Source organism: Saccharothrix sp. AJ9571, assembly GCF_021725495.1.
Classification (GTDB): Bacteria; Actinomycetota; Actinomycetes; order Mycobacteriales; family Pseudonocardiaceae; genus Amycolatopsis; species Amycolatopsis magusensis.
In genome coordinates this window covers 8,356,239-8,381,486 of the sequence record NZ_CP091382.1, presented here as the reverse complement: position 1 = coordinate 8,381,486, position 25,248 = coordinate 8,356,239, and the positions used below count along the sequence as shown (strand labels likewise).

At 70.4% G+C, this 25,248-nt stretch carries 22 protein-coding genes; 15 read left to right on the top strand and 7 right to left on the bottom strand.

Annotated elements, in window-relative coordinates:
* Window positions 1-47: 47 nt before the first annotated feature.
* The 3 genes from L3Q67_RS37845 to L3Q67_RS37835 all read right to left on the bottom strand — a co-directional run bounded on the left by L3Q67_RS37845 (window position 48) and on the right by L3Q67_RS37835 (window position 3,983).
* The gene (locus L3Q67_RS37845) at window positions 48-1,067 is read right to left on the bottom strand and encodes a polyprenyl synthetase family protein (RefSeq protein WP_499186213.1); all 1,020 of its coding nucleotides are present in this window, start codon (window positions 1,065-1,067) and stop codon (window positions 48-50) included.
* 16 nt (window positions 1,068-1,083) lie between these two features.
* Window positions 1,084-2,499, bottom strand: a complete 1,416-nt coding sequence (locus L3Q67_RS37840; protein ID WP_499186212.1) for a family 2B encapsulin nanocompartment shell protein — start codon at window positions 2,497-2,499, stop codon at window positions 1,084-1,086.
* Window positions 2,500-2,567: 68 nt separating this feature from the next.
* Window positions 2,568-3,983, bottom strand: coding sequence for a family 2B encapsulin nanocompartment shell protein (locus L3Q67_RS37835; RefSeq protein WP_499186211.1), 1,416 nt, complete (start codon window positions 3,981-3,983; stop codon window positions 2,568-2,570).
* Between the two features lie 866 nt (window positions 3,984-4,849).
* On the opposite strand from L3Q67_RS37835, the gene L3Q67_RS37830 reads away from it, so the two are divergent.
* The gene (locus tag L3Q67_RS37830; RefSeq protein ID WP_499186210.1) at window positions 4,850-5,614 is read left to right on the top strand and encodes a bestrophin-like domain; all 765 of its coding nucleotides are present in this window, start codon (window positions 4,850-4,852) and stop codon (window positions 5,612-5,614) included.
* Window positions 5,614-6,234, top strand: a complete 621-nt coding sequence (locus L3Q67_RS37825; RefSeq protein WP_499186209.1) for a hypothetical protein — start codon at window positions 5,614-5,616, stop codon at window positions 6,232-6,234. Before L3Q67_RS37830 ends, L3Q67_RS37825 begins: the two co-directional genes overlap by 1 nt.
* 7 nt (window positions 6,235-6,241) lie before the next feature.
* Here L3Q67_RS37825 and L3Q67_RS37820 read toward each other — a convergent pair whose 3' ends face one another.
* Window positions 6,242-6,643 (bottom strand): SsgA family sporulation/cell division regulator, encoded by a 402-nt coding sequence (locus tag L3Q67_RS37820; protein ID WP_499186208.1) that lies wholly within the window; start codon window positions 6,641-6,643, stop codon window positions 6,242-6,244.
* A 202-nt stretch (window positions 6,644-6,845) separates the two neighbouring features.
* Between L3Q67_RS37820 and L3Q67_RS37815 the strand changes: the two genes are divergently transcribed.
* Window positions 6,846-7,499 carry a heme oxygenase-like domain-containing protein gene (locus tag L3Q67_RS37815; RefSeq protein ID WP_499186207.1) on the top strand — a complete coding sequence of 218 codons (654 nt, stop codon included), beginning with the start codon at window positions 6,846-6,848 and terminating at the stop codon, window positions 7,497-7,499.
* On the opposite strand, the gene L3Q67_RS37810 is transcribed toward L3Q67_RS37815, so the two are convergent.
* Window positions 7,487-9,568: a bifunctional diguanylate cyclase/phosphohydrolase gene (locus L3Q67_RS37810; protein ID WP_499186206.1), complete on the bottom strand. Its 2,082-nt coding sequence runs from the start codon at window positions 9,566-9,568 to the stop codon at window positions 7,487-7,489. The two genes, L3Q67_RS37815 and L3Q67_RS37810, sit on opposite strands and share 13 nt — an antisense overlap.
* Window positions 9,569-9,772: 204 nt before the next feature.
* Between L3Q67_RS37810 and L3Q67_RS37805 the strand changes: the two genes are divergently transcribed.
* The 5 genes from L3Q67_RS37805 to L3Q67_RS37785 all read left to right on the top strand — a co-directional run bounded on the left by L3Q67_RS37805 (window position 9,773) and on the right by L3Q67_RS37785 (window position 14,951).
* A complete protein-coding gene (locus L3Q67_RS37805) occupies window positions 9,773-10,324 on the top strand; it encodes a sigma-70 family RNA polymerase sigma factor (protein WP_499186205.1) in 552 nt (183 codons plus the stop codon).
* Window positions 10,321-11,004 (top strand): anti-sigma factor family protein, encoded by a 684-nt coding sequence (locus L3Q67_RS37800; protein ID WP_499186204.1) that lies wholly within the window; start codon window positions 10,321-10,323, stop codon window positions 11,002-11,004. Before L3Q67_RS37805 ends, L3Q67_RS37800 begins: the two co-directional genes overlap by 4 nt.
* A gap of 173 nt (window positions 11,005-11,177) precedes the next feature.
* The gene (locus tag L3Q67_RS37795; RefSeq protein WP_499186203.1) at window positions 11,178-12,692 is read left to right on the top strand and encodes an alpha/beta hydrolase; all 1,515 of its coding nucleotides are present in this window, start codon (window positions 11,178-11,180) and stop codon (window positions 12,690-12,692) included.
* A 227-nt stretch (window positions 12,693-12,919) separates the two neighbouring features.
* Window positions 12,920-13,288 carry an ArsR/SmtB family transcription factor gene (locus L3Q67_RS37790; protein WP_499186202.1) on the top strand — a complete coding sequence of 123 codons (369 nt, stop codon included), beginning with the start codon at window positions 12,920-12,922 and terminating at the stop codon, window positions 13,286-13,288.
* 25 nt (window positions 13,289-13,313) lie between these two features.
* On the top strand, window positions 13,314-14,951 hold the full coding sequence (locus L3Q67_RS37785) for an ABC-F family ATP-binding cassette domain-containing protein (protein ID WP_499186201.1): 1,638 nt from the start codon (window positions 13,314-13,316) through the stop codon (window positions 14,949-14,951).
* 113 nt (window positions 14,952-15,064) lie between these two features.
* Here the strand turns inward: L3Q67_RS37785 and L3Q67_RS37780 are convergent, their stop codons facing one another.
* Window positions 15,065-15,907, bottom strand: coding sequence for a hypothetical protein (locus L3Q67_RS37780; RefSeq protein WP_499186200.1), 843 nt, complete (start codon window positions 15,905-15,907; stop codon window positions 15,065-15,067).
* Between the two features lie 173 nt (window positions 15,908-16,080).
* Here L3Q67_RS37780 and L3Q67_RS37775 point away from each other — a divergent pair, with 173 nt between their 5' ends.
* Genes L3Q67_RS37775 through L3Q67_RS37750 form a run of 6 tightly spaced genes read left to right on the top strand, consistent with a single transcriptional unit; the run spans window position 16,081 to window position 22,774 of the window.
* Window positions 16,081-17,247, top strand: coding sequence for an ROK family transcriptional regulator (locus L3Q67_RS37775; RefSeq protein WP_499191741.1), 1,167 nt, complete (start codon window positions 16,081-16,083; stop codon window positions 17,245-17,247).
* A 33-nt stretch (window positions 17,248-17,280) separates the two neighbouring features.
* Window positions 17,281-18,609, top strand: coding sequence for a type 2 periplasmic-binding domain-containing protein (locus L3Q67_RS37770; protein ID WP_499186199.1), 1,329 nt, complete (start codon window positions 17,281-17,283; stop codon window positions 18,607-18,609).
* A 10-nt stretch (window positions 18,610-18,619) separates the two neighbouring features.
* Window positions 18,620-19,609 (top strand): carbohydrate ABC transporter permease, encoded by a 990-nt coding sequence (locus tag L3Q67_RS37765; protein WP_423583508.1) that lies wholly within the window; start codon window positions 18,620-18,622, stop codon window positions 19,607-19,609.
* Window positions 19,609-20,484: a carbohydrate ABC transporter permease gene (locus L3Q67_RS37760; protein ID WP_499186198.1), complete on the top strand. Its 876-nt coding sequence runs from the start codon at window positions 19,609-19,611 to the stop codon at window positions 20,482-20,484. Before L3Q67_RS37765 ends, L3Q67_RS37760 begins: the two co-directional genes overlap by 1 nt.
* Window positions 20,481-21,761 carry a 6-phospho-beta-glucosidase gene (locus tag L3Q67_RS37755; protein ID WP_499186197.1) on the top strand — a complete coding sequence of 427 codons (1,281 nt, stop codon included), beginning with the start codon at window positions 20,481-20,483 and terminating at the stop codon, window positions 21,759-21,761. Before L3Q67_RS37760 ends, L3Q67_RS37755 begins: the two co-directional genes overlap by 4 nt.
* Window positions 21,758-22,774 carry an N-acetylglucosamine kinase gene (locus L3Q67_RS37750; RefSeq protein ID WP_499186196.1) on the top strand — a complete coding sequence of 339 codons (1,017 nt, stop codon included), beginning with the start codon at window positions 21,758-21,760 and terminating at the stop codon, window positions 22,772-22,774. The genes L3Q67_RS37755 and L3Q67_RS37750 overlap by 4 nt, the downstream gene beginning before the upstream one ends.
* Window positions 22,775-22,851: 77 nt before the next feature.
* Here L3Q67_RS37750 and L3Q67_RS37745 read toward each other — a convergent pair whose 3' ends face one another.
* Window positions 22,852-23,883, bottom strand: coding sequence for a hypothetical protein (locus L3Q67_RS37745; protein ID WP_499186195.1), 1,032 nt, complete (start codon window positions 23,881-23,883; stop codon window positions 22,852-22,854).
* Between the two features lie 61 nt (window positions 23,884-23,944).
* On the opposite strand from L3Q67_RS37745, the gene L3Q67_RS37740 reads away from it, so the two are divergent.
* Window positions 23,945-24,658 (top strand): MBL fold metallo-hydrolase, encoded by a 714-nt coding sequence (locus tag L3Q67_RS37740; protein WP_499186194.1) that lies wholly within the window; start codon window positions 23,945-23,947, stop codon window positions 24,656-24,658.
* Window positions 24,659-25,248: the final 590 nt, after the last annotated feature.

Below are 25,248 nucleotides of genomic sequence, written 5' to 3'. Positions count from 1 at the left end.
GAAAATCGCTCCGAAAGCCACCTCCGTGTCCATCCACCCGGGCGTTCTCAGTGGTCCCGGTGCGTGGCCAGCTGCGCCAGCGTCTCCAGTCCGGTGGCCGCCCGGCTCTCCGGCCGGGCCGCTCGCAGCCTCGATCTCGCCTCGCCGAGCAGGTCGTCGGCCTGCACCCGGCTCCACGCCCGGCCGCCGGCCAGTTCCACCAGTTCGGCGGCTCTGACCAGCCCGGCCTCGGTCAGCTCCGCGGCGTGGTACAGCTCGGCCAGTTCCCGCCCGGCCGGGGTGCCCGAGGTCAGCGCGGACACCACCGGCAGGGACTTCTTGCGGCTGCGCAGGTCGTTGTGCACCGATTTCCCGGTCACCGATGGGTCGCCCCAGATGCCGAGCAGGTCGTCGATGAACTGGAAGGCGAGCCCGAGCTGGTCGCCGAACAACCGCAGTTCGCCCGCCCGCTCGGTCTCCGCACCCGCGGCCAGCGCCCCGAGCGCGCACGAGGCGCCCAGCAGCGCGCCGGTCTTGCCTTCGGCCATTCGCACGCACTCCGGCACCGTGACGTCCATGCGCTGCTCGAAGGACAGATCGGCGATCTGGCCCTCCACCAGGTCCTGGACCGCCGCGCTGAGCACGCGCAGCGAGGGCTGCCCGCTGTCGGCCAGCACGTCCATCGCCAGCGTGAGCAGCGCGTCCCCGGTGAGGATGGCCGCGCCGGTGCCGAACACGTGCCAGGTGGTCGCCCGGTGCCGCCTGGTCGTGTCCCCGTCCATCACGTCGTCGTGCAGCAACGAGAAGTTGTGCACCAGTTCGACCGCTACCGCCGCGGGGATCGCGTCGCCACCGCCCATCGCCTCGGCGCAGAGCAGGACGAGCGCGGGCCGCAGTGCCTTGCCGCCGTCGCCGTCGGCGGGCCTGCCGCGTTCGTCCAGCCAGCCGAAGTGATAACCGGCGATGCGCCGCAGCGAACCCGGCAGGGTGTCCACCGCCGCCCGCAGCGCCGGTTCGACCGAGGCCCGGCTCCACGCCAGGATTTCGCCTGCCGTGCGCACGTCGCCGATGGTTTCCACAGTGGACATCGCAGTCGCCTTCCGGTCAGCGGGTGATCTCGGCGTTCTCCAGCACCCCGACCGCGTCGGGCACCAGGATCGCCACGGAGAAGTAGGCGCTGACCAGGTAGGAGATGACCGCCTGGTCGTTGATCCCGGTGAACCGCACGCTCAGGCCCGGCTCGTACTCGTCCGGGATGCCGGTCTGGTGCAGCCCGACCACACCGTGGTTCTCCTCGCCGGTGCGCATGGCCAGTACCGAGGAGGTGCCGCCGTCGCTGATCGGGATCTTGTTCGACGGCAGCAGCGGCACCCCGCGCCACGCGTGCACCGGCTTGCCCTCGAGCTCTTTGCCCTCCGGGTAGATACCGCGCTTGCTGCACTCGCGGCCGAAGGCGGCGATCGTGCGCGGGTGCGCCAGGAAGAACTCGGTCTTGCGCCGCCTGCTCAGCAGCTCGTCGAGGTCGTCCGGGGTGGGCGGCCCGCTGCGGGTGTGGATGCGCTGCTTGAGGTCGGCGTTGTGCAGCAGCCCGAAGTCGCGGTTGTTGATCATCTCGTGTTCCTGCCGCTCGCGCAGGGCTTCCACGGTCAGCCGCAACTGCTGCTCGGTCTGGTTCATCGGCTGGTTGTAGAGGTCCGCGACCCGGCTGTGCACCCGGAGCACGGTCTGGGCCACGCTGAGCTGGTACTCGCGCGGGGACTGCTCGTAGTCGACGAAGGTGGACGGCAGTTCGGCTTCGCCCTCGTGCCCGGAGGCCAGGCTGATCTGCGCTTCCCCGTGCTTGTTCTGCGCCTTCTTCGGATCGGCGCGGAGGCGGTCCAGGTGTGCCCGCAGGTTGTCGGACCGGTCGAGGAAGGCCTCGACCTCGGCACGGGAGAGCGACAGCACCGTGCAGGGCGTGACCGCCTTGATGGTGAACTCCCAGATGCCGTCGCCTTCGAGCAGCACCGAGTTGCCGAGGTGGTCCCCGTCGGCCAGCACGCCGAGCACGGTCTGGTCGCCGTACTGCCCGGTGCCGATCTTGTTGACCTTGCCGTGGGCGATGAGCAGCACCTGGTCGGCCTGGTGGCCGAACTCGGCGAGCACGTCACCGGGGGCGAACTCCTGCTGGCGGAACCGGTCGGCCATGCCGGTCAGCACCGCGTCGTCGTCGGCGTCCTCGAAGTCACGCAGCGCGGGCAGTTCCCGAAGCTCCTGCGGGATCACCCGGACCTCGGCCCCGGTGTTGGTGAAGGTGACGCGGCCGTCGCCGACGGCGTAGCTGAGCCTGCGGTTCACCCGGTACGAACCGCCGGGCACCTCGGCCCACGGCAGCACGCGCAGCAGCCAGCGCGGGGAGATCCCCTGCATCTGCGGCACGGACTTGGTCGTGGTGGCCAGGTTCCGCGCGGCCGCGGTGCCCAGGCTCTGCCGGCTCGGCTGGCCGGTGTCGACCTCGAGATCGGGTTCGGTGACTGTCATTTCGCTCCCCGGTTCAGTGCGTGTGCTTCCTCGGTCGGGCTTGGTCGGGTCTTCTCGGGCGGACTCGATCAGCCGTCGCGGCCGATCTCCACGTTCTCCAGCACGCCGAGCGCGTCGGGCACCAGGATCGCCGCGGAGTAGTAGGCGCTGACCAGGTAGGAGATGATCGCCTGCTCGTTGACCCCCATGAAGCGGACCGAAAGGCCGGGCTGGTACTCGTCGGGGATGCCGGTCTGGTGCAGCCCGATCACGCCCTGGGCCGCTTCGCCGGTGCGCATCAGCAGGATGGAACTGGTGTTGGTGTCGGTGACCGGGATCTTGTTGCACGGCAGGATCGGGATCCCGCGCCACGCGGGCAGCCGGTGCCCCTCGATCTCGGCGGCGGACGGGTAGAGCCCGCGCTTGTTGAACTGGCGCCCGATCGAGGCGATCGTGCGCGGGTGCGCCAGGAAGACCGCCGGGTCCTTCCACACCACGGCGAGCAGCTCGTCGAGGTCGTCCGGGGTGGGCGGCCCGCTGCGCGTGTGGATGCGCTGCTTGAGGTCGGCGTTGTGCAGGAGGCCGAAGCTGCGGTTGTTGATCATCTCGTGTTCCTGGCGCTCGCGCAGCGCCTCGATGGTCAGCCGCAACTGCTGCTCGGTCTGGTTCATCGGCTGGTTGTAGAGGTCCGCGACCCGGCTGTGCACCCGCAGGACCGTCTGCGCCACGCTCAGTTCGTATTCGCGCGGCGAGAGTTCGTAGTCGACGTAGGTGGACGGCAGTTCGGGTTCGCCCTCGTGCCCGGAGGACAGGTTGATCTCGGCTTCACCGTGGTCGTTCTGCGGGCGCGTGCGGCAGCTGAGCGAGCGCTGGACGTGTTCGCGCAGCAGCTCCGAGCCGCCGTTCAGCTCGCCGAGCGACTGCTCCCGCAGGGTCAGCACGATGCACGGGGTGACCGCCTTGACGGTGAACTCCCACTCGCCCTGCTCGCCGGCGAGAACCTGGTCGCCGAGGTACTCGCCGTCGGCCAGCACGCCCAGCACGGTCTGGTCGCCGTAGCGGCCGCGGCCGATCTTCTCGACCTTGCCGTGGGCGATCAGCAGTACCTGGCTCATCGGCGTGCCCGCCTCGGCGATCACGTCGCCGGCCTGGTACTCGTGCTGCTGGAACCGCCCGGCCAGCGAGACGAGCAGTTCGTCGTTTTCGAACCCCCGCAGCGTCGGCAGTTCGCGGAGTTCCTGGGGGATGACCCGGATCTCCGAGCCGATGTTGGTGAAGCTGACCCGGCCGTCGCCGAGGGTGTAGCTCAGCCGCCGGTTCACCCGGTAGGCCCCACCCTGCGCCTGCACCCAGGGCAGCACCCGCAGCAGCCACCGCGAGGAAATGCCCTGCATCTGCGGCACGGACTTGGTTGTGGTGGCCAGGTTCCGGGCGGCCTTGGTGCCCAGGCTGGACTGGGGCCGTCCCTCGCCGACACCCGGCTCGACCGATTCGGTCACAGTCACTGCGAATCCACCCATCTCTGGTTCGGAACAGTCGGAACAGTTCGGCACCGGATTTCACGGCACCCCGGCGGTCGCCGGCACCCACCGGCAGCACGAAGAACCGGGCGCAAATCCGCCCATTTCGCGGACCGGCCGGTATTGGAGGTTCAGGATGATTTGCCGTGTCGATCCCCGGTGGTCGACAGCAGCGACGTTAGCACCGGCTCAACTGACGCGGGAGTCACCCGAAAGGGCTTTCGGGCAGATGTATTAATGCGCTCGAGAAATCCCCCGGAATGACACTGACCACTATTTTCCGGTACGCACGGTAGCGCCCGGCGCCCGCCGGGCCACGGACGGCTCAGCGGGGCACCCGGTGATCGGCTGAACGGGTCCTCGTGGGGCCGCTCGGCCGCTTCCCGCTGGGCCGAACGGGCTGCCCCCGGCGGCCGGGTGGCGGGCCGAAACCCACTGTCCCCAATGGAGTGCCGGCCCGGTGGGCGGGTGGTTTCGGTGACGGGTGGTGAGCGCGGGCGACCCGGTCGGCCTAATCGCCGATCGGTCGGGGAGCTCACGCGGGCCGGAGTACTCGTCCCGGTTCTCCGGCGGCCGGGCAGATGGTCCGAAACGGTGGTTGATCATGGGCCGGTTCACCAACCGGATGAACTGCCTCATGCTGGCTTGTGACTTAGGGTGCCGGTGGATAACTTGTGTTCGCGCTCTGCCCCGCGAAGGGGAGGTCGCCGGTTTCAACCGGGTGCGTTCGAGTTCGGAAAACCCTTGGGGAGGCAGGGTCCGAAACGTGCGCGCCGCTATTTCCAGGTGCCGTCGCCGGGGTATTCCCCACCGGCGGGACGAATCATGCCCGAGGCAAGTGCAGGAGTTCGATGAACATCTATCTGAGCGGCGTGTTGTGGGTCGCCGGCGCCGCGGTCGTCGCGGGGGTGACCGCGTATCTGGTGCGGCGGTTCGGGCTGGACGAGGGCCGCCCCGGCAACAACGACGCGGCCGGGCAGGTGTTCACCATCGTCGCCGGCCTCCACGTGGTGCTGGTGGCCTTCGTGCTCATCTCGTTGTACGACGCGGTGAACGAGGCCAATGACATGTCCTACGAGGAGGCCGACGGCCTGGTGGCGGTGGCCTGGGCGGCGGACTCGCTGCCCGAGCCGGTCGCCGCCGACGTGCGGCGCTTCGCCGCCGAGTACGCCTCGACGGTGGCCACCGAGGAATGGCCGAAACTGCGCGAAGGCGAGTCCGTGCCGCGGACCGCCGAGCGCCAGCTCGAGGACCTCCGCGCGGCGATCACCGACGCCGAGGTCCCCGACGACGACTTCTCCGTCGGCCGCAAGACCGAGGCGGTGGACAAGCTCTGGGAGGTCTACCAGGCGCGGCAGGCGCGGCTGAACGGTTCCGACAGCGTCGGCGTCGGCGCGGTGGTCTGGTTCGTGCTGATCGCCGGCAGCGTGATCACCGTGTTGCTGCCGAACCTGTTCGGTGGCACCAAACTGCTCACCCACGTGATCATCGTGTCCACCCTGGCCGCCACGATCACCCTGCTGCTGTTCGCCATCTACCAGTTGCAGAACCCGTTCGGGGGTGGCGCGCAGGTGGAGCCGGAAGCCTTCCGGTGGGCCGTCGACCGGCTCGCGTGATGCGGCCCGCGCACTACGGCGCCTACGGTGCCGCACTGGCCGCGGGCTTCACGCTGAGCATGGCCGGACCGGCACTGGCGGCCGCACCCGCCGCCGGTCCGGCCCACTCCGCCGCGGTGGAGGTGGAACTGCGCCTGTGCCTCATCTGGCCGCTGTGCGCGCCGAAACCACCCTGCCCGCCGCAACAACCCCCACCGCCCCCGCCACCACCGCCGGTGCCCCCACCGCCGCCACCACCGCCGGCACCCCCACCCGAGCCGCCGCCTCCGCCGCCCCCACCCCCTCCGCCGGAGCCACCGCCGGAGCCGGAACCGCCGGCGCCCGCCCCGACCCCGCCGCCGAAGCCGCCCGCCCCGAAGCCGCCACCGAAGGCGACGACCGAGCCACCACCGACCAGCCGGCAGGCCGTGGTTCCGCCGCCCCCGGAAACCACCCCGCCGGAACCGGAATCGGCGCCGCCCGCTTCCACGCGGAAGCGGGCGGCGCCGATCAGGCCGGCCGCGGCACCGAGGCCGGAAACCGCGATGGACACCGAGGAGAAGCGCCGCTGGGGGCTCACCGTCGTGGTGCTCACCCTCGGCGCGGGTGCCGCCGTGCGGGCGGCCGCCCGTCACCGCTGAGCCGGGCTCAGACGTTGGTCAGCTCGTCGATGAGCGCGTCCACGTCGAAGAAGGCTTCTTCGGTGCCGATCGGGACGACGCCCGAGGCGGCCTCGATGAAGGTTTCCACGTCGCTGCGCAGGAGTTCGACGAGCGCGTAACCGCCGGGGGACTCGAATTCGACGGCGAAGAACTCTTCGTCGCGGGCGAGTTCCGGCCGGATGCGGACGTCGCCTTCGCCGACCGGCCCGGCCAGTCCGGCGATCAGGAGGTCCCGGGCGAAGGTCCAGTCGGTCCAGGTGCCGTCGCCGGACTGGAAGGAGAGGGAGACCGCGAACGGCTCGGCCGCCGAGTACGAGAAGCGGGAGAGCACGGGCGCGTCCGCGTCGCTGAGGGACACGAACTGGTGCTGGTGTACGGCGTCGTTCATCTCTGGCCACCTTCTTCCTTCATTTCTGTCGACACTGGGATGCTCGAGTACGCGCCGGCTTACGCGGTTCTGGCGGCCGTTCACGCGAACCGGTGTACGGCCCGCTGGTGGACGGCCCCCTGCCTCACCCGATCCGGTGTACGGTGCTGGTTACACGGAGTCAGAAAGTGGCAACTACCAGCAACAAAGGAGTCCCCTCGCGATGACCGCAACGGAACTGCTGGCCTCGGTCCAGGCGGAACTGGCACCCCGCGACAGCGAGAACCGGCTGGTGCCGCTGATCACCGAGGGCAAGGCGCCGCGGTCGGTCTTCGCCACCATCGCCGCCGAGGAGCTGCGCATCGTGCGCAGCGACTGGCGCAGCTGCCTCACCCTGGCCGCGCGCAGCGAGGACCTCGCCGTGCGGGAGTTCTTCGCCGACCTCGCCGCCGGTGAGCGGCTGGCGCTGGACAAGCTGCCCGCGCTCGCGGCCGCGGTCGGGCTGGACGAGGCCGCCCTCGACGCCTACGAGCCGCAGGCGGGCTGTCAGGCGTACCCGGCGTACTTCGCCTGGCTGGCGCTGAACGGCGAACCGGCCGATGTGGTCGTCGCGCTCTATTCGAACTTCGCCGCCTGGGGCAGTTACTGCGCCGCGATCACCGGCGCGATGCGCGAGCAGTACGGCTTCGACGACGAGGCGTGCGCCTTCTTCGACTTCTTCGCCACGCCCGCGCCCGGCCAGGCCGAGCAGGCCGCGGCGGCGGTCCAGACCGGCCTCGACGCCGGGCGTGACGACCGCGAGGCCCGGCGGTACGCCCGGCTGTTCCAGAGCTACGAGCTGATGTTCTGGAACACGCTGGCCGATCAGCCGGCCTGAGTGACGCCCGCGCGGGGGAGCGCGCCGAGCTCTCCCCGCGCGTGGAGGTCGAGGAACGCGGTCACCACCTGGGGATCGAGTTGGGTGCCGCGGGCGTCGAGCAGTTCGCGCACGGCCTCGGCCTCGGTGCGCGCCGGGCGGTAGGGCCGGTCGGCGAGGATGGCGGCCCAGGTGTCGCACACGGCCAGGATCCGCGCTTCGAACCGGATCGCGGTCCCGGCGAGCCGGTCGGGATAGCCCTGGCCGTCGAACCGCTCGTGGTGCTGGCGGATCACGTCGGCCACCCCGCCCAGGCCCGGCACGGCCAGCGCGAGCCGGTACCCGTAGACCGGGTGCTGCCGGATCTGCTTCCACTCGTCTTCGGTCAGCGGCTCGCGCTTCTCCCAGATCTCCTTGGGTACCAATATCTTCCCGACGTCGTGCAGCCGTCCGCCGAGTTCGGCGAGCCGCACGCTGGCCGGTGACCGGCCCAGTTCGCCCGCCACCAGCGCCGCCCACCGGCCGACCGCCCGGCCGTGTTCGTGGGTGGACAGCCAGCCGTCCACCTCGTCGGCGATCCGCTGCAGGTAGGTGAGCCCGGCGTCCTCGTCGGGCTCGGGTTCGGCGGGCCAGCCGACCACGCGGTCGCGGCCGCGGTTCTTCGCCGCGTAGAGCGCGCGGTCGGCGGCGCCGACCAGATCCGCGGGAGTCTTGCCGTGCAAGGGAAAGCTCGCCGTGCCCACCGAGATCGTCACTTCGATCGGCGAGTGCCCGCCGTCGATCGCGACCGGGCTGTCGGCCACCGCGCGGCGGATCCGCTCGCCGATCACCGCCGGTTCCTCCCCGCCGGAGCCGCGGATGAGCAGGGCGAACTCCTCACCGCCGTAGCGCGCCAGGATGTCGGTGTCCCTGGTGGCGCTGCGCAGGCGGCGGCTGATCTCCACCAGCACCTGGTCCCCGCACGGGTGGCCGTAGCGGTCGTTGATCGACTTGAAGTGGTCCACGTCGGCGATCAGCACGGCCAGCGCGGAACCGGCCCGCCGCGCGCGGGCGATCTCGGCGGGCAGTTCGGCCTCGAAGTAGCGGCGGGTGTGCAGGCCGGTGAGCCCGTCGGTGATCGCCAGCCTGCGTTGCTCGGAGACCAGCCCGGCCAGCCGGGCGATGGTCAGCACGAACAGGATCGCGCAGGCGCACCCGACGATCGGGATCGAGGAATAGGCGCCGTGCGCGTACTGCACGAGCAGTGTCGCCGGCGCGATGAGCGCGGCCGCGCACAACGCGGTGATGCGCAGCGGCCCCGGGCCGCGATCCGGGGCGCCGTCCGGATCGGCGAGGTGCGCCATGCTCGGGTGCAGCGCGGCGGCGCCGAGCGCGAGGTTGCCGGAAAGCCAGAAGGCGTCGAGGAAGTTGCCCGCGGCGTAGGTCTGGTCGAGCTGCTGGAACACGTAGGTGCTGTCGGCGGCGAAGAAGGCCAGCAGGTTCGTCGACAGCAGCACGAACGCGGTGTTGCGGCGGCCGCGCCCGAGGATCAGCCGCACCGCCACGGCGAACATGGCCAGGTCCATCATCGGATACGCCATCGACGCCACCTTCACCAGCAGCGGCGAGTCGGCTTCGGTCTGCGGGCCGATCAGGTACAGCCACGAGAGCATGCCGGCGACCACCGCGAGCAGCGCGGCGTCGAGCAGGCTCGGCACGTCACGGCCGGTGGTGCGGCGGCGGATCAGCAGCACCAGCCCGGCCACCACCAGCGGGTAGTGCGACAGGTACAGCACGTCGGCCGGTGCCGGGAACGACGTCTTCCCCAGGATGAAGTGCGTGACGTAGAAGTTCGCGTCCGCGGCGGCGTAGACGACCTGGCTCAGGCCGAGCAGCACCCACGGCAGCCACGAGCGCGGGCGGTTGCGCACGCAGCCGAGCAGCACCGCCGCCGCGGCCGAGGCGGACACCAGGCAGTAGAGCGTCACGCGCAACACCGGGGGGCCGCCGGAGAGCACGGCGGTGTAGTAGGCGGCCACGGTGAATGCGCCCGCGACCAGGTAATACGCCCAGACCAGATCCGCCGCAGGTGCCGACTTGCGCTTCTCCACGCCCTCTTCCGTCTTCGTGCGATGGGTCGCCGAACCGTCACCGTACGCTACCGCGTCAGCCGAACAGGGCAAGCCCTTCGGGTGACCGGTGGAGCCGGTCGGAAAAGATTCGAACCGGACCGCCGGATGCCCCGTGTCTGTGCTGCCGGTGCGTGGCACGGTTACGCGGTCACTTACGCGCCCACGGGCGGGGAGGAGAGCTGGATGGCGGCGTTGTGGTCCCGGAAACGGGAACCCGCGGCCGACGAGGCACTGATCCGAACGGTCTACGAGGAGCACGGGCGCGCACTGCTGGCCTACGCGACGCGGCTGACCGGGGACCGGGCGGCCGCGGAGGACGTGGTCCAGGAGACACTCGTGCGGGCCTGGCGTAATCCGGACGTGCTCGTCAACGGCAAGGGCTCGGTGCGCGGCTGGCTGCTCACCGTGGCCCGCAACATCATCACCGACCGGTTCCGGGCGAAGTCGGCCCGCCCCGCGGAAGTGCCCGAGGTGCCGGAGAAGCCGCCGGTGCAACGGGACCACGCGGATTCGGTGGTGGATTCGGTGGTGGTGCTGGAAGCGCTGGACCAGCTCTCCGCCGACCACCGGGACGTGCTGGTCAAGATCTACTTCGAGGGCCGCAGCGTGAGCGAGGCGGCGGCGGCGCTCGGGGTGGCACCGGGCACGGTGAAGTCGAGATCGCACTACGCCTTGCGAACATTGCGGAACACGTCGCTGGGACGGCAACTGGCGCTGAAGGGGGTGGCCGGATGAACACGGGACACGACGCGCATCTGCTCGGCGCCTACGCGCTGGGTGCGCTCGACGAGCGGGAGGTGCGCGCGGTGGAAGAACACGTCGCGGCCTGCACGCGGTGCGCCGACGAGCTGGACGAACTGCGGCAGTTGCACGACGCGCTCGGCGAGGTACCGCCGGAGGCGCTGCTGGACGGCCCGCCCGAGGGCGGGGATCTGCTGTTGCAGCGCACGCTGCGGCAGGTGCGCACCGAGCGTGGTGGGCAGGAACGCAAGCGGCGCTTCGCCGTCGGCGTGGCGGCGGCCGTGGTGGCCGCGGCCTTCCTTGGCGGCGGCGTGATCGTCGGCCAGCAGTCGGCACCCGACGCGCCGGAGGTGGTGGCGCTGCCACCGGGCACGAAGACCAGCGCGGGCACCGATCCCGGGACCGGCGCCAGCATGACCGCCACGGTGAAACCGGCGGCGGGCTGGGTCCGGATCAGCACCGACATCAAGGGCATCCCGGCCGGGCAGAAGTGCCGGATCATGGTGGTGGGCAAGGACGGCACCCGTGCGGAAGCGGGCAGCTGGCTGGTCTCACCCGCGGGCGAGCGCGACGGCACGAAGCTGGACGGCGCGGCACTGGTGCCGCCGGATCAGGTGGCCGCCGTGGAGGTGGAGAACTTCGACGGGAAGACGTTCGTCTCGGTGCCGGTGTGAGCTGAGGTGGACACGAATGTGGCTTTGGGGGCCGAATCCGCCCCCAAAGCCACATTCGTGTCGCGCGGGGGAGCGACCATGGGGTGACGCGGGCTCAGCCCGGAGGCGGATGTGCCGGGCGGCCGGGCTTCCTAGGCTGGGGCGGACTCGTTGCCGAGACCCCTGGGGGTTCGATGCGAAAGTCCATGGCGGCCGTCGTCGCGGTGGTGTCCGCGGCGGTGCTGGCCCCGGCGGCGCAGGCCGCACAAGGTCCACAGTGGACACCATGCGCGGACGGCGGCCCGCTGCTGTGCGCCACGCTCACCGTGCCGCTCGACTACCGGGATCCCGGCGGTGAGCAGCTCGAGCTGGCGATCTCCAAGCTGCCCAGTGCCGCTCCCCAGCGACGCGGGGTGCTCCTGCTCAACCCCGGCGGTCCCGGTGGGGCGGGGCTGGACATGCCGATGTCGCTGGTGTTGTCCGGGATACCGGCGAGCGTGCTCGATACCTACGACCTGATCGGCTTCGACCCGCGCGGGGTCGGCCAGAGCTCGCCGGTCACCTGTGATCTGCGGCCGGAGCAGATCGTCAGCAACGTGCCGCCGTATGCCAAGGACGCGGCCGACGTGGTGGCCAGGGCGCAGGTCGCGCAGGGGCTGGCGCAGCAGTGCGCCGCGTCCGCGAGCGGTCCGCGGCTGCCGTTCATCACCACGGCGAACACCGCGCGCGACATGGACCGGATCCGGGAAGCCCTTGGCGAGCCGAAGATCTCCTACTTCGGCGGTTCGTACGGCAGTTATCTCGGTGCGGTCTACGCCACGTTGTTCCCGGACCGCACCGACCGGTTCGTGCTCGACAGCGTGACCGGGACCGGCGGGCTGGACATCACCGGTGCGCGGCTCCTGGGTCAGGGCATGGAAGACCGTTTCCCCGACTTCGCCCGCTGGGCGGCCGACCGGCACACCAGCTACGAACTGGGCCGGACTCCGCGCGAGGTCAAGGCGAAGTACTTCGACCTCGCCGCGAAGCTGGACGCGAACCCGGTCGCCGGCGTGAACGGCGCGTTGTTCCGCCACCTCACGTTCGGTTCGCTCTACGGGGACGGGAACTTCCCGGTGCTGGCCCAGCAGTGGCAGGCGCTGGACCGGACGGACCCGTCCGCCGGGGCGGCGGCCGCGCAGGATTTCGCGAACCTGCTTTCGTCGCAGCTCTACGTGCTGTGCGGGGACGCGGACTGGCCGGAGTCGGTCGCGGCGTACCAGCGCAACGTGGAGCAGGACCGCAAGCGGTACCCGATGTTCGGGGCGGCGTCGGCGAACGTCTGGCCGTGTGCCTTCTGGGCGACCGAGCCGGTGGAGCCGCCGGTGCGGATCACCGGTGAGGGACCGTCCACTGTGCTCCTGGTGCAGAACCGCCGCGACCCGGCGACCCCGCTGGCCGGTGCCCGTGAAATGCGGCGGACGCTGGGTGATCGCGCCAGGATGGTCACCGTGGACCAGGGCGGGCACGGGGCCTACCTGTCGGAGAACGCCTGCGCGAACAACGCGGTGAACCGGTTCTTGGTGGAGGGCGTCCGGCCGAGCCGGGATGTCGCTTGTGGGGCTGACAAGTCGGCGTTCGCCGGGCTTTCTGATGAGGCGCGGCGGAATCGGGAGGACGCCTTCGCGGAGGTCTATGCGCATCCATTCGGTGCCCATCCTGGCAGCTGATGGTTTTCTGTGCTTTGGACCGGGATGGGGAGGGTCCGGGTGCGCGTCGGTTTCGGCTTTGTACCTCGCCTCGCGCCTGAATGCTGGGTACTCCAGTCTCACTTCTGCGGACTCGGTGCCCGGAACGCGGGATTCAGGTGCCCGAGTGTGGAACTCGGGTGTTTGAACGTGGGGTTCGGGTGTCTGAGTGTGGGGTTCGGCGGGCGGGGGCGGGTTAGGATGGGGGGATGGGACATGGGGTGGAGGGGCGTGTGGCGCCTCCGGCGTCGCTGGACGCGCAGAGCGCGGCGGCGGTGGCGGAGACGCTGCAGGCGCTCGCCACCCCTTCACGTCTGCTCATCCTGAACCGCCTGCGGCATGGGTCGTGTGCGGTGGCCGAGTTGGCCGAGGCGGTGCGGATGGAGCAGTCGGCGGTCTCGCACCAGCTCCGCCTGCTGCGCGCGCTGAACCTGGTCACCGGCAGGCGCCAGGGCCGCAGCGTGGTCTACAGCCTGTATGACTCCCACGTCGCGATGCTGCTCGACGAAGCCGTCTTCCACGTCGAGCACATCCGCCTCGGGATCCGCGAACCGTTCCCGGCCGCCGAGGTGGGCTGAGGCTGCCGATACCATCGGTCTCCTTATGAGCGCAATCCTCGTCGCCAAGGAACTGGCCGCCGGCCACGGTGATCGTGTGCTGTTCTCCGGGCTGGACCTGGTGGTCGCGCCGGGTGACGTGGTGGGCCTGGTCGGCGCCAACGGCGCCGGCAAGTCCACCCTGCTGCGCACGCTGGCCGGGCTGGTGCCGCCGGAGCAGGGCACCATCCGGCTGAACCCGCCGACCGCCACGGTCGGGCACCTGCCGCAGGAACCCGAGCGCCGCCCGGGTGAGACCGTGCGCGAGTTCCTGGCCCGCCGCACCGGCGTCGCGCGGGCGCAGCAGGAGCTCGACGACGCCACCGCCGCGCTCACCGAAAGCAAGCCGGGCGCCGACGACGCCTACGCCACCGCGCTGGACCGCTGGCTCGCGCTCGGGGGCGCCGACCTGGAGGATCGCGCCGCCGAAGTGGTCGCGGAGCTGGGTCTCGACGTCGGACTGGACCAGGCGATGACCGCGTTGTCCGGCGGGCAGGCCGCCCGCGCGGGCATGGCCTCGCTGCTGCTCAGCCGCTACGACATCTTCCTGCTCGACGAGCCCACCAACGACCTGGACCTCGACGGGCTCGACCGGCTGGAGAAGTTCGTCGGCGGGCTGCGCGCGGGCACCGTGCTGGTCAGCCACGACCGCGAGTTCCTCACCCGGACGGTGACCCGCGTGGTCGAGCTGGACTTCGTGCAGCAGCAGGTGAACTCCTACGGCGGCGGTTACCAGTCCTATCTGGAGGAACGCGAGATCGCCCGGCGGCACGCGCGCGAGGAGTACGAGGAGTACTCCGGCACGGTCGCGGGGCTCGAAGCGCGGGCGCGCACCCAGCGCAACTGGATGGACAAGGGCGTGCGCAACGCCCGCCGCAAGTCCTCCGACGGCGACAAGATGGCCAGGAAGTTCCGCGCCGACGCGACGGAGAAGCAGGCGTCGAAGGTCAAGCAGACCGAGCGCCTGATCGAGCGGCTCGACGCGGTTGAGGAGCCCCGCAAGGAGTGGGAGCTGCGGATGGAGATCGCCGCCGCGCCCCGGTCCGGTGCGGTGGTGGCCACCGCGCGGGCCGCGGTGGTGCGCCGCGGCGAGTTCACGCTCGGGCCGGTGGACCTCCAGCTCGACTGGGCCGATCGCGTGGCGATCACCGGGGCGAACGGCTCGGGCAAGTCGACCCTGCTGGCCGCGCTGCTCGGCCGGATCGAACCGGACGAAGGGCAGTGCTCGCTGGGTTCCGGGGTGGTCGTCGGCGAGGTCGATCAGGCACGCAAGCTGTTCTTCGGCGAGGAGGCCCTGCTCGACGCGTTCGCCGCCGAGGTGCCCGAGCTGGTGCCCGCGGAGGTCCGCACGCTGCTGGCGAAGTTCGGGCTGAAGGCGGTCCACGTGCTGCGCCCGGCGGTCACCCTCTCACCCGGCGAACGGACCCGTGCGGCGCTCGCGCTGCTGCAGGCCCGCGGGGTGAACCTGCTGGTGCTCGACGAGCCCACCAACCACCTCGACCTGCCCGCGATCGAGCAGCTGGAAGCCGCGCTGGCGACCTACCCCGGCACCCTGCTGCTGGTCACGCACGACCGCCGAATGCTGGACGCCGTCGAGGTGACCCGGCGCCTCGAAGTCGCCGAAGGCCGGGTCACCGAACGCTGACCCACCCGGGCGGCGCCCCGCCAATGCTATGAGTGGGGCATTACTTGCAATGGACGCAAGTAATGCCCCACTCATAGCATTCAGCCGGCGCCGGGCGGTGCCGGGCGTGGGGGTCAGCGGCGGAAGCGCCAGGTCTTGCTATCGAAGGCAACGCAGATGCTGGGCGAGAGCACGACCACCCGGAGCGTGCCGTCGCGCTCGTCGAAGTCGATGCCCTCGGTCTCGAACTCACCGGAGCACCCGCTTTCCAGCGGCAGCTGACCCAGCGCGCTGACCCGGCCGGTCACGTCCGAGCCGTTGAGCGCGCCCGCGAGGTCGACCTGGAGCAGTGGCTTGGTGATGCCGAACAGGGAGCCAGCGGGATCGTTGGACGAGCAGAGCAGCTGCGTGGCGGTGACGAAGTCGCAGCCCTGGATGTCCCGCACCGGCCGGTCGAGGCGGATCGCGAAGGCGTAGGGCAGGTTCTGCGACGGGTTCTTGGCGACGATGCCCGGCGTCGGGTGCACCAGGAAGCGGTCCATCGTGCCGTACTCGCCCGCCACCATCCAGCCGCCGTCGGGGGAGACCGCGGCGAAGGAGTTGTTGTTGGCCTCCCAGGATTCCAGCGCGTGCTGGTACTCCGACCACAAACCGTCCGGCGCCTGCACGCGGAACAGCTTCGCGCCGCGGTCGTCGCGCTGGTACGGCTCGATGTAGTAGCCCTTCGCGGTGCCCGGGTCACCGACGTGGTTCCAGCCGCGGGCGGCCACGCCCGGCGGGATGGTGCCGATCCCGGTGTAGCGGATGGTCGTGCCACCGGGACGCTCGATGGTGGCCAGGCCCTGGCTCTCGTCGAGCGGGCGGGCGACGTCGGAACCGATCTTCTGCCACGGCCCGGTGGCCTGGGCGGCGGTGACGGTGGAGAGCAGGATGGCGGGGACCAGGGTGAACGCGGCGACAATCTTGTTGAGGCGCATGGGAATCAAGTACCAGCCGCGGGTGGCGGGGAGAATCCGCCGGAAGGTGGTTCATACCAACTCCCGGGGAACCGTTGACGACTGTGGCCCGGCTCACTACGCTGACGGAAACCGTCTGGAAAGTTAACAGATTAATTGCGGGGGAGCATCCAGTGCGAACAGGGAGTCCACGGCTGCTGCGCGAGATCAACGATCGCGCCGCGATCGACACGCTGCTGCGGGAGGGGCCGATCACCCGGTCGGACCTGGAGTACGTGATCGGCCTGTCCAAACCGGCCACCGCGCAACTGCTGACCCGCCTGGAGCAGGACGGCATCGTGGTCAAGGACGGGGTGCGCGGCGGCGGGCGCGGCCCGCGAGCCCAGCTCTGGTCGGTCAACGGCGCGGTGGCGCACGTGGCCGCGGTCGACCTGACCCCGCACGCCGCCGAGTTCGCCATCGCCGACGTCACCGGCAAGGTGCTCACCGAGTACAGCGAACCGCTGCCGGTCGACGCCGGTGCCGACGTGGCAGGCGCCTTCCGCGAGGCCACCATCGCCGCCGCGGCGAGCGCGAACCTGGCGCTGGAGGACCTCAAGCACGTGGTGATCGGCGCCCAGGGCGCGGTCAACCCGAAGACCGGGCACCTCGAGTCCGCGCCGCACCTGCCCGGCTGGTCCGGGTTCGACCTGCCGGGCAAGCTCGGGGAAGCGCTCGGCGTCGACGTGACCATCGAGAACGACGTGAACCTGGTGGCGCTGGAGGAAATGATCTCCGGCGAGGCCGCCGAACTGCGCGACTTCGTGCTCGTCTGGCTCAGCGAAGGCGTCGGTGGTGCGGTGGTCGTCGGCAGGCGCCTGCTGCGTGGTGCTTCCGGTGGCGGCGGCGAGATCGACTGGCTGCGCATCCCCGGCACGGACGGTGCCGAAGGCGGTCGCTTCGGCGATCTGGTCGACTCGCCCGCCATCGTGGAACTGGCCGCGCGGCACGGCATCACCGAGCCGACCGGCTGGGCGGCGGTCGGGTCCGCGGTCCGAAGTGTCCAATCAGGACAGAATCAAGAAGGCCAGGCTTTTCTGTCGGCCTTCGCCCGCCGCGTGGCGCTCGGGGTGGCCAATGTGGTCAGTGTGGTCGACCCGGAAACCGTGCTGCTGTGCGGAGACGTCAGCCGCGCCGGTGGCGAGGTGCTGACCGGCCTGGTCGCCGAGGAACTGCACCGGCTGGTCGTGCCCAGCACCCCGGTCGGCCTGGCTTCGGTGCCGGGCAACGCGGTCCGGGCCGGAGCGCTGCACTCGGCGCTGGCCAAGGTGCGCGAGCAGCTGTTCGGCCTCGCCCCGGCGGCGGCCCTCCCGATCTCCTGAACCACCCAAGCAATCCCCAACCAAGGAGTGCCTATGCGGGCGTTCAAACTGCTTCTCGGTATCGCGTCGGTGTCCCTGCTCACGGCCTGCTCCGGCGCGGCGAGCGGACCGGCGGGCGGCGGTGAGCTCGGGGCGGCGCCCGGCAAGGACGAAGCGCTCACGCTGACCGTCTACAGCAAGTTCACCTCGCGCGAGTACGACGTGGTGACCAAGGGGCTGGAGAAGCTCAAGACCAAGTTCCCGAACATCCAGATCAAGCACGAGGGCAACCAGGACGACGACAAGCTCACCCAGTCCATCCGCGGGGGCAACCCGCCGGACGTGGCGATCTCCTTCTTCACCGACAACCTCGGTGCCTGGTGCTCCACCGGCAGTTTCACCGACCTCAAGCCCTACATCGACCGGGACGGGCTCGACCTGGGCGTGATCCCCGAGGCGGTGCGCAGCTACACCGAGTTCGAGGGCAAGCGCTGCGCGATGCCGATGCTCGCCGACGTCTACGGCTTCTACTACAACAAGGACCTGTTCGGTGCCGCCGGGCTGTCCGCCCCGCCGAAGACCACCACCGAACTGCTGGAGATGTCGAAGCGGCTGACCCAGTTCAACCCGGACGGCTCGATCAAGGTCGCCGGATTCCTGCCCTCCATGCCGTTCTACTCGAACCAGGCACAGATCTGGGCCCCGAACTTCGACGCGCACTGGCTCGGCCCCGACGGCAAGTCGAACCTCGCCACCAGCCCCGAGTGGAAGGCGATGTTCGAGTTCCAGAAGCAGCTGATCGACTCCTACGGCGGCCCGCAGAAGGTGGAGCAGTTCAAGTCCGGGCTCGGGGACGAGTACTCGACCGACCACGCCTTCCACCGCGGCAAGATTGCGATGATGTTCGACGGCGAGTACCGGACCGCGTTCCTGGCCGACCAGGCTCCCGAGGTCAACTACGGCACCGCGCCGCCGCCGGTACTGGACAGCAAACCCGACCGCTACGGCGGTGCGTTCACCACCGGCACCATCATCGCCATCCCCAAGGGCGCCAAGAACCCCGGCGCCTCCTGGGAACTGGTCAAGCACATGTCGCTGGACACCGACACCCTGGTGGAGCTGGGCAACGGGCTGAAGAACGTACCCAGCACCGAAACCGCGCTCAAGGACCCGCGGCTGCAGGTGAGCGACCAGTTCCGCGAGTTCCTCACGATGTTCTCCAGCGGCAAGCTGCTGCCGAACCCGACCACGCCGATCGGGGACGCGCACCTCAAGGCGGTCAACGACTTCGCCGAGCGCTGGCAGGCGGGCAACGAGCCGAACCTCGAGGAGGGCCTGAAGAAGGTCGACGCGCAGATCAACGACGAGCTGGCGCAGAAGTAGGGCCACGACGATGACCGCCACCCTGGGCCGCGCGGTCGCGCCACCCCCGGCCCCGCCCGCGCGGCGGCGGCCGGCGGGGCGCGGCCGCCGCCGCTGGACCGCGCTGGCCTTCCTGGCCCCGGCCCTGATCGGCTTCCTGGTCTTCTTCGGCTACCCGCTGATCGCCACGGTGTACTACTCGTTCACCCGCTACGACCTGGTGAACGCACCGGAGTGGATCGGCTTCGGCAACTACGTCCGGATGTTCACCACCGAACCGCTGGTCGGGACCGCGGCGTGGAACACGCTGTGGCTGGTGGTCGTGCTGACCGTGACCAGGGTGCTGTTCGCGCTCGGGGTGGCTTCGGTGATCGCCCGGCTCAAGCGCGGGGTCGGGCTGATCCGCACGCTGTGCTACCTGCCAGCGCTGGCCCCGCCCGCCGCCGCGACGCTGGCCTTCGTGTTCCTGTTCAACCCGGAATTCGGCCCGGTGAACCGGTTCCTGCGCCTGCTCGGCATCGACGGCGGGCTGTGGTTCAACGATCCGGCGATGTCGAAACCGGCGCTGACCCTGCTCGTGCTGTGGGGTTCGGGCGAGCTGATGATCATCATCCTGGCCGCGCTGCTGGACGTGCCGCAGGAGCAGTACGAGGCCGCCGAACTGGACGGTGCCGGGCCGCTGCGGCGGTTCTGGCACGTCACCCTGCCGACGATCTCGCCGGTGCTGCTGTTCGGCGTGGTCAACTCGATCATCTTCGCGCTGCAGTTCTTCACCCAGGCGGTGGTGGCCAGCGGGGTCGCCTCGGGCAGTTCCGACGTGGCTGGCAACACGAAGTACATCGGCGCCCCGCAGAACTCGACGCTGACCTACCCGGTTTGGCTGTACGTGCAGGGCTTCCGCTACTTCAACATGGGGTACGCGGCGGCGATGGCGGTGCTGCTGTTCGTGGTCTCGTTCGGCTTCACCTGGATCCTGGTCCGCCAGTTGCGCAAGGCGTCGGCCGTCGAGGGAGGTGCGTGATGGTCGCGGTGACCGACCGGCCGCTCAAGCCGATCGAGCGGCGCCGGCGGTCGTGGGACCGCAGGCTGCAGTGGGTGGCCACGCACGCGCTGGGGCTGGCGCTGGCCATCGGCTTCACCATGCCGGTGGTCTTCGTGCTGCTGACCGCGGTGATGGCCGACGACCAGACGATGACCGCGAGCCTGTGGCCGGAGGAATGGCACTTCGAGAACTTCATCGAGGTCTTCGACAAGGTGCCGCTGCTGGACTACCTGGTCAACAGCCTGACCTACTCGCTGCTGGCCACGCTGGGCATCCTGCTCTCGGCGATCCCGGCGGCCTACGCGCTGGCGAAACTGCGCTTCCGCGGCCAGAACCTGTTCTTCATGATGACCGTGGCCGCGATGATGCTGCCGCCGCAGGTGGTCGTGGTGCCGCTGTACGACCTCTGGGTGCGACTCGGCCTGACCGGCGGCCTCGTGCCGCTGATCGTGCCGTACTTCCTGTTCGACGCCTTCAGCGTGTTCCTGCTGCGCCAGTTCTTCCTCACCATCCCGCGTGACTACCTGGAGGCGGCCAAGATCGACGGCTGCTCCGAGTTCGGCGCGCTGGTGAAGGTGCTGGTGCCGATGGCGAAACCGGGTATCGCGGCCACCGCCATGTTCTGCTTCCTCTTCACCTGGAACGACTACTTCGGGCCGCTGCTCTACACCGGCGAGAACCGGGACGGCTGGCCGCTTTCCCTGGCGCTGGCCTCGTTCCGGGGCATGCACCACGTGGAGTGGAACCTGACCATGGCGGCCACCGCGCTGATCATGGCGCCGGTCATCGTGTTGTTCGCCTTCGCCCAGAAGTCGTTCGTCCGGGGAATCACGTTCACGGGAGTCAAGGGTTGAAACTGACAGTGGTCGGTGGGGGATCCACCTACACGCCGGAGCTGATCGACGGGATCGCCGGCCGGAGGTCCACTTTGGACGTGGACGAGATCGTGCTGGTGGACCCGGACGCGCACCGGCTGGAAGTGGTGGGGGAGTTCAGCGCGCGGCTGCTGGCGCACGCCGGGCACCCGGCGAAGGTCCGCACCACCGGGGACCTGGAGCGCGGGGTGGACGGCGCGGCGGCGGTGCTGCTGCAACTGCGGGTCGGCGGGCAGACCGCGCGCCGGTCCGACGAGACCTTCCCGCACCGCTGCGGTTGCATCGGGCAGGAAACCACCGGCGCGGGCGGGCTGGCGAAGGCGTTGCGCACGGTGCCGCTGGTGCTCGACATCGCCGACCGGGTGCGCGCGGTGGCCGGGGAGGACACCTGGATCGTCGACTTCACCAACCCGGTCGGCATCGTCACGCGGGCGCTGCTGGACCGGGGGCACCGCGCGGTCGGCCTGTGCAACGTGGCCATCCACCTGCAGCGCACCTTCGCCGGGCTGCTCGGGGTGGACCACGAACACCTGCGGCTGGACCACGTCGGGCTCAACCACCTGAGCTGGGAACGCGGGGTGCGGGTGACCGGTGCGGACGGCACGGTCACCGATCGGCTCCCGGAGCTGATCGAGCACCACGCGGACGCGGTCGCCGAGCACCTCGACATGCCGGTGGACTGGCTGCGCCGCTTCGGCGTGGTGCCGTCGTACTACCTGAAGTACTACTACTCGCACGACGAGGTCGTGGAGCAGCAGCGCACCTCGATGCCGCGCGCGGACGTGGTCACCGAGGTGGAGAACGAGCTGCTGAAGGTGTACCAGGACGAGGACGTGGTGACCAAGCCCGAGCAGCTTTCCCAGCGGGGCGGGGCTTTCTACTCCGAGGCGGCGGTGCAGCTGGTGCACGCGCTGACCGGTGGGGGACCGGCGGAGGAGCACGTGGTCAACGTGCGCAACGACGGCACGCTGCCGTTCCTGCCGGACGACGCGGTGATCGAAGTTCCGTCCACTGTGGATGGAACGGGGGCGAGGCCGTTGCCGGTCGCGCCGGTGGAGCCGATGCTCGCCGGCCTGATCGCGCACGTGACCGCCTACGAGAACCTGGCCCTGGAGGCCGCGCTGCACGGTGGCCGCGAACGGGTCGCCGACGCGCTGCTCGCGCACCCGCTGATCGGCCAGTACCGCCAGGCGGATCTGCTGGCGGACGCGCTGATCGACGAGAACCGCGACCTGCTGCCGTGGGCCAAGGCATGACCTCCGAGCTGGTGGTCGCGATCGACGGCGGCAACAGCAAGACGGACGTGCTGCTCGTCGACGCGACGGGGAAGGTGCTCGGCGAAGCACGCGGACCCGGTGCCTCCCCGCAGAACGTCGGGGTGACGGCCTGCGTCGAGACGCTGGAACGGCTGGTGCTGACGGCGCTCGCCGGGGCCGGGCTGTCCGGCGACCGGCCGTTCGGCGTGCACACCTCGGCCTACCTCGCGGGCCTGGACCTCCCGTTGGAGGAGGAGATCCTGCACGACGCGCTCGCCGCGCGCGGGTGGTCGCCCTCGCTGGCGGTCGGCAACGACACCTTCGCGCTGCTGCGCGCCGGGACCTCAGGCGGGACCGGGGTGGCGGTGGTGTGCGGGGCCGGGATCAACTGCGTCGGCGTCGGGCCGGACGGCCGGGTGCACCGGTTCCCCGCGCTGGGACGGATTTCCGGGGACTGGGGCGGGGGCGCCCAACTCGGTGAAGAGGCACTGTGGTGGGCGGTGCGCGCGGAGGACGGACGCGGCCCGTGGACCGCGCTGCTGCCCGCGGTGACAGCGCACTTCGGGGTGGACTCGGTGGTGGAGATCGTGCACCGCCTGCACTTCGGCCGGCTGCCCGCGCACGCGCTGAACGACCTCTGCCCGGTGCTGTTCGACGTCGCCGCGGCCGGGGACGAGATCGCCCAGGGCGTGGTGGACCGGCTGGTCGAGGAGGTCAGCGTGCTGGCGACGGTCAGCCTGCGGCGGCTGGACCTGACCGGCGGCACCCCGCAGGTGATCTTCGGCGGCGGGGTGCTGACCGGGGTGGCCGAGCCGGTGATCGCCGAGATCGAGCGCCGGTGCCGGAAGGTGGCCCCGCACGCGGAGTTCCGCGTGGTCGACGTGGCACCGGTGGTCGGCGCGGCCCTGCTGGGACTGGACGCGATCGGCGCGGACGTACCCGCGAAGGAACGGCTGCGACTGCTCTCCGGCGGCGTCATCTCCGAAACCCTCCAGGACGCCGCCGACAGCTGAAACGCTATGAGTGGGGCATTACTTGCGTTGAACGCTAGTAATGCCCCACTCATAGCGGTCTGCGCGGGCCGGGAGGGTCAGTCGTCGGTGCCGGTGAGGTACGGGTGCAGCGTCTCGGCGAGGTGCGGGCGCGGGGTGAACCAGTCGGCGAAGTCGAGGCCCTTGACGCCGTCCTCGGTCTCGGCCTCGAACAGCAACTCGTGGTCGAGATCCTCGAAGGCGTGCTCGTTGAACGCGGCGAAGATCTCCTCCAGCGGCAGCTCTTCGCTGATGCCGGACAGGTCGAGCTGCACCGCGGCGGCCGACTTGATCAGGTGCAGGCCGAGCGCCTCGGCGGTGCTCTGCGGCGCGGTCCAGCCGGGCTGGCACAGCCGGTAACCCAGGATCGAGGTGCTGACCAGGAACTGCTTGGCGAACAACGCGGTGTACTGGTCGGCGAAGCGCTCCGGCAGCTGGTCGAGCACCCACAGGGTGTCCTGCTCACCGGCGGTCACCTCGGCCTCTTCGAGCGCCTGGATGTCCTGGAACAGCTCGTCGGTGAGCACCTCGATGCCCTGCACGAACGCGCCCGCGACCAGGGTGGCCTGCTCGGCGGACACCGACTCCTCGTCGTCCGGCACGTGGCCGAAGGCCTCCAGCCCGAACGCGCGCAGCTGGTCGGCGCTGGCGAGCAACTGCTCGCGGGCCGCGGCCAGTTCCTCCGCGGTCGGCTCCTCGGTCTCTTCGTCCTCGTCGTCGGCGTCGACCGGCTGCTCGTCGTCGCCGAAGGCGGCGGCGAGGTCCTCGTCGGAAGCCGAGACCTCGCAGCGGCTCACGGTCCAGTCGGTGAGCAGCTGGGTGCGGTCGAGCAGTTCGTCGAGCACGTGGCGGGCGCCGTCCTCGGCGAGCACCAGCGCGGGCGCGTCGAGCGCCCAGGTGATCACCGCACCGGAGGCGCGGACCTCGACGCTGTGGTCCACGGGTTCGATCTCCACCCCGTCGGGACCTTCGACGGCGGCGAGCTGGTCGAGCTGCTCGTCGAGCAGCGTCGCCACGCCCAGCCGCTGGAGCGCGTCCAGTTCGGCGGTGTCGGCTGGCGGGACGATTTCGGCGATGAGCTGGTACTCCACGCGCGGAAGTGTGGCACCCCGCCCGGGCACGCGCACGTCGGGTCCCCAGTACGGTGAGTGCATGCCGGACCGCCTCTACTACCGCCAGCTGCTCTCGGGCCGCGACTTCGCCGTCGGCGACCCGGTGGCCACCCAGATGGTCAACTTCGCCTACCTGATCGGGGACCGCGAGACCCGCGAAGCGGTGGTGGTCGACCCCGCCTACCGGGTCGCCGACCTGCTGGACGTGCTGGCCGCCGACGATATGCGGCTGACCGGCGCGCTGGTCACCCACCACCACCCCGACCACGTCGGCGGCGACATGATGGGCTTCTCGCTGCCCGGCCTGGCCGACCTGCTCGCGCTGTCCCCGGTGCCGGTGCACGTCAACGCCGAGGAGAAGGACTGGGTCAAGCGGGTCACCGGGGTCTCGGACTCGGACCTGGTCGGCCACGACCACGACGACCTGCTGGAGGTCGGCTCGATCCCGGTCCGCCTGCTGCACACGCCCGGGCACACCCCCGGCAGCCAGTGCTTCCTGGTCGGCGACGACCGCCTGGTCTCCGGCGACACGCTGTTCTTGGAGGGTTGCGGCCGCACGGACTTCCCCGGCGGCGACGCGGACGCGATGTACCGGAGCCTGCAGTGGCTGGCGGGGCTGTCCGGTGACCCGGTGGTCTACCCGGGACACCAGTACTCGGGGGCGCCCTCGTCACCTCTGTCGGATGTGCGGCGGGACAACTTCGTGTACCGGCCGCGATCGCTGGAGGAGTGGCGGTTGATGTTCGGGGGGTGATTTTTGGGGTCCACCCCGGTATTTCAGTGTGACGACGGCGGGGATGCCCTTGTCAAGGCGGGAACGATGCCTTGACAAGGGCATCCCCGCCGTGTTTTTGGCTGTGGGCCGGGGATGGGGAGGTTGGATGCTCCTCTTCTTCTTCTTCGGTTCGGGCCGGGCCAGGCCAGGCCCTCGGACTCTGCCCCCTTGCCCTTGCCCTTGCCCTTGGCTCACGGCTCACGGCTCAAGCTTCGGCTCGTGGCTCGTGGCTCGTGGCTTCAGGCGGCTCGGGCTTTGAGCCTTGGGCGGCTCAGGCCTCAGAGACATCGGGCGGCTCGAGCCTCAGGCGGCTTGAGTTCCGGCTTTGGCGCTCTGGTGGTTTGGCTGGTGGCGCGGTCCTCGGTGCTATGGCTCGGGGCTCGGGCTTGGAACTCGCGTTCGGGTCCGAACTCGGCGTGCATCCGCGGCTCGCGTTCGGTGAGGGCGCACCCGACCGAATGTGGAACTCGGCAGCGCGAGTGCGGGTCTCGACTACCCGAACGTGGGACTCGGCTGCTCCAACGTGGGTCTCGGCTGTCCGAATGTGGGGTTCGGCTGCGTCAGCGTGG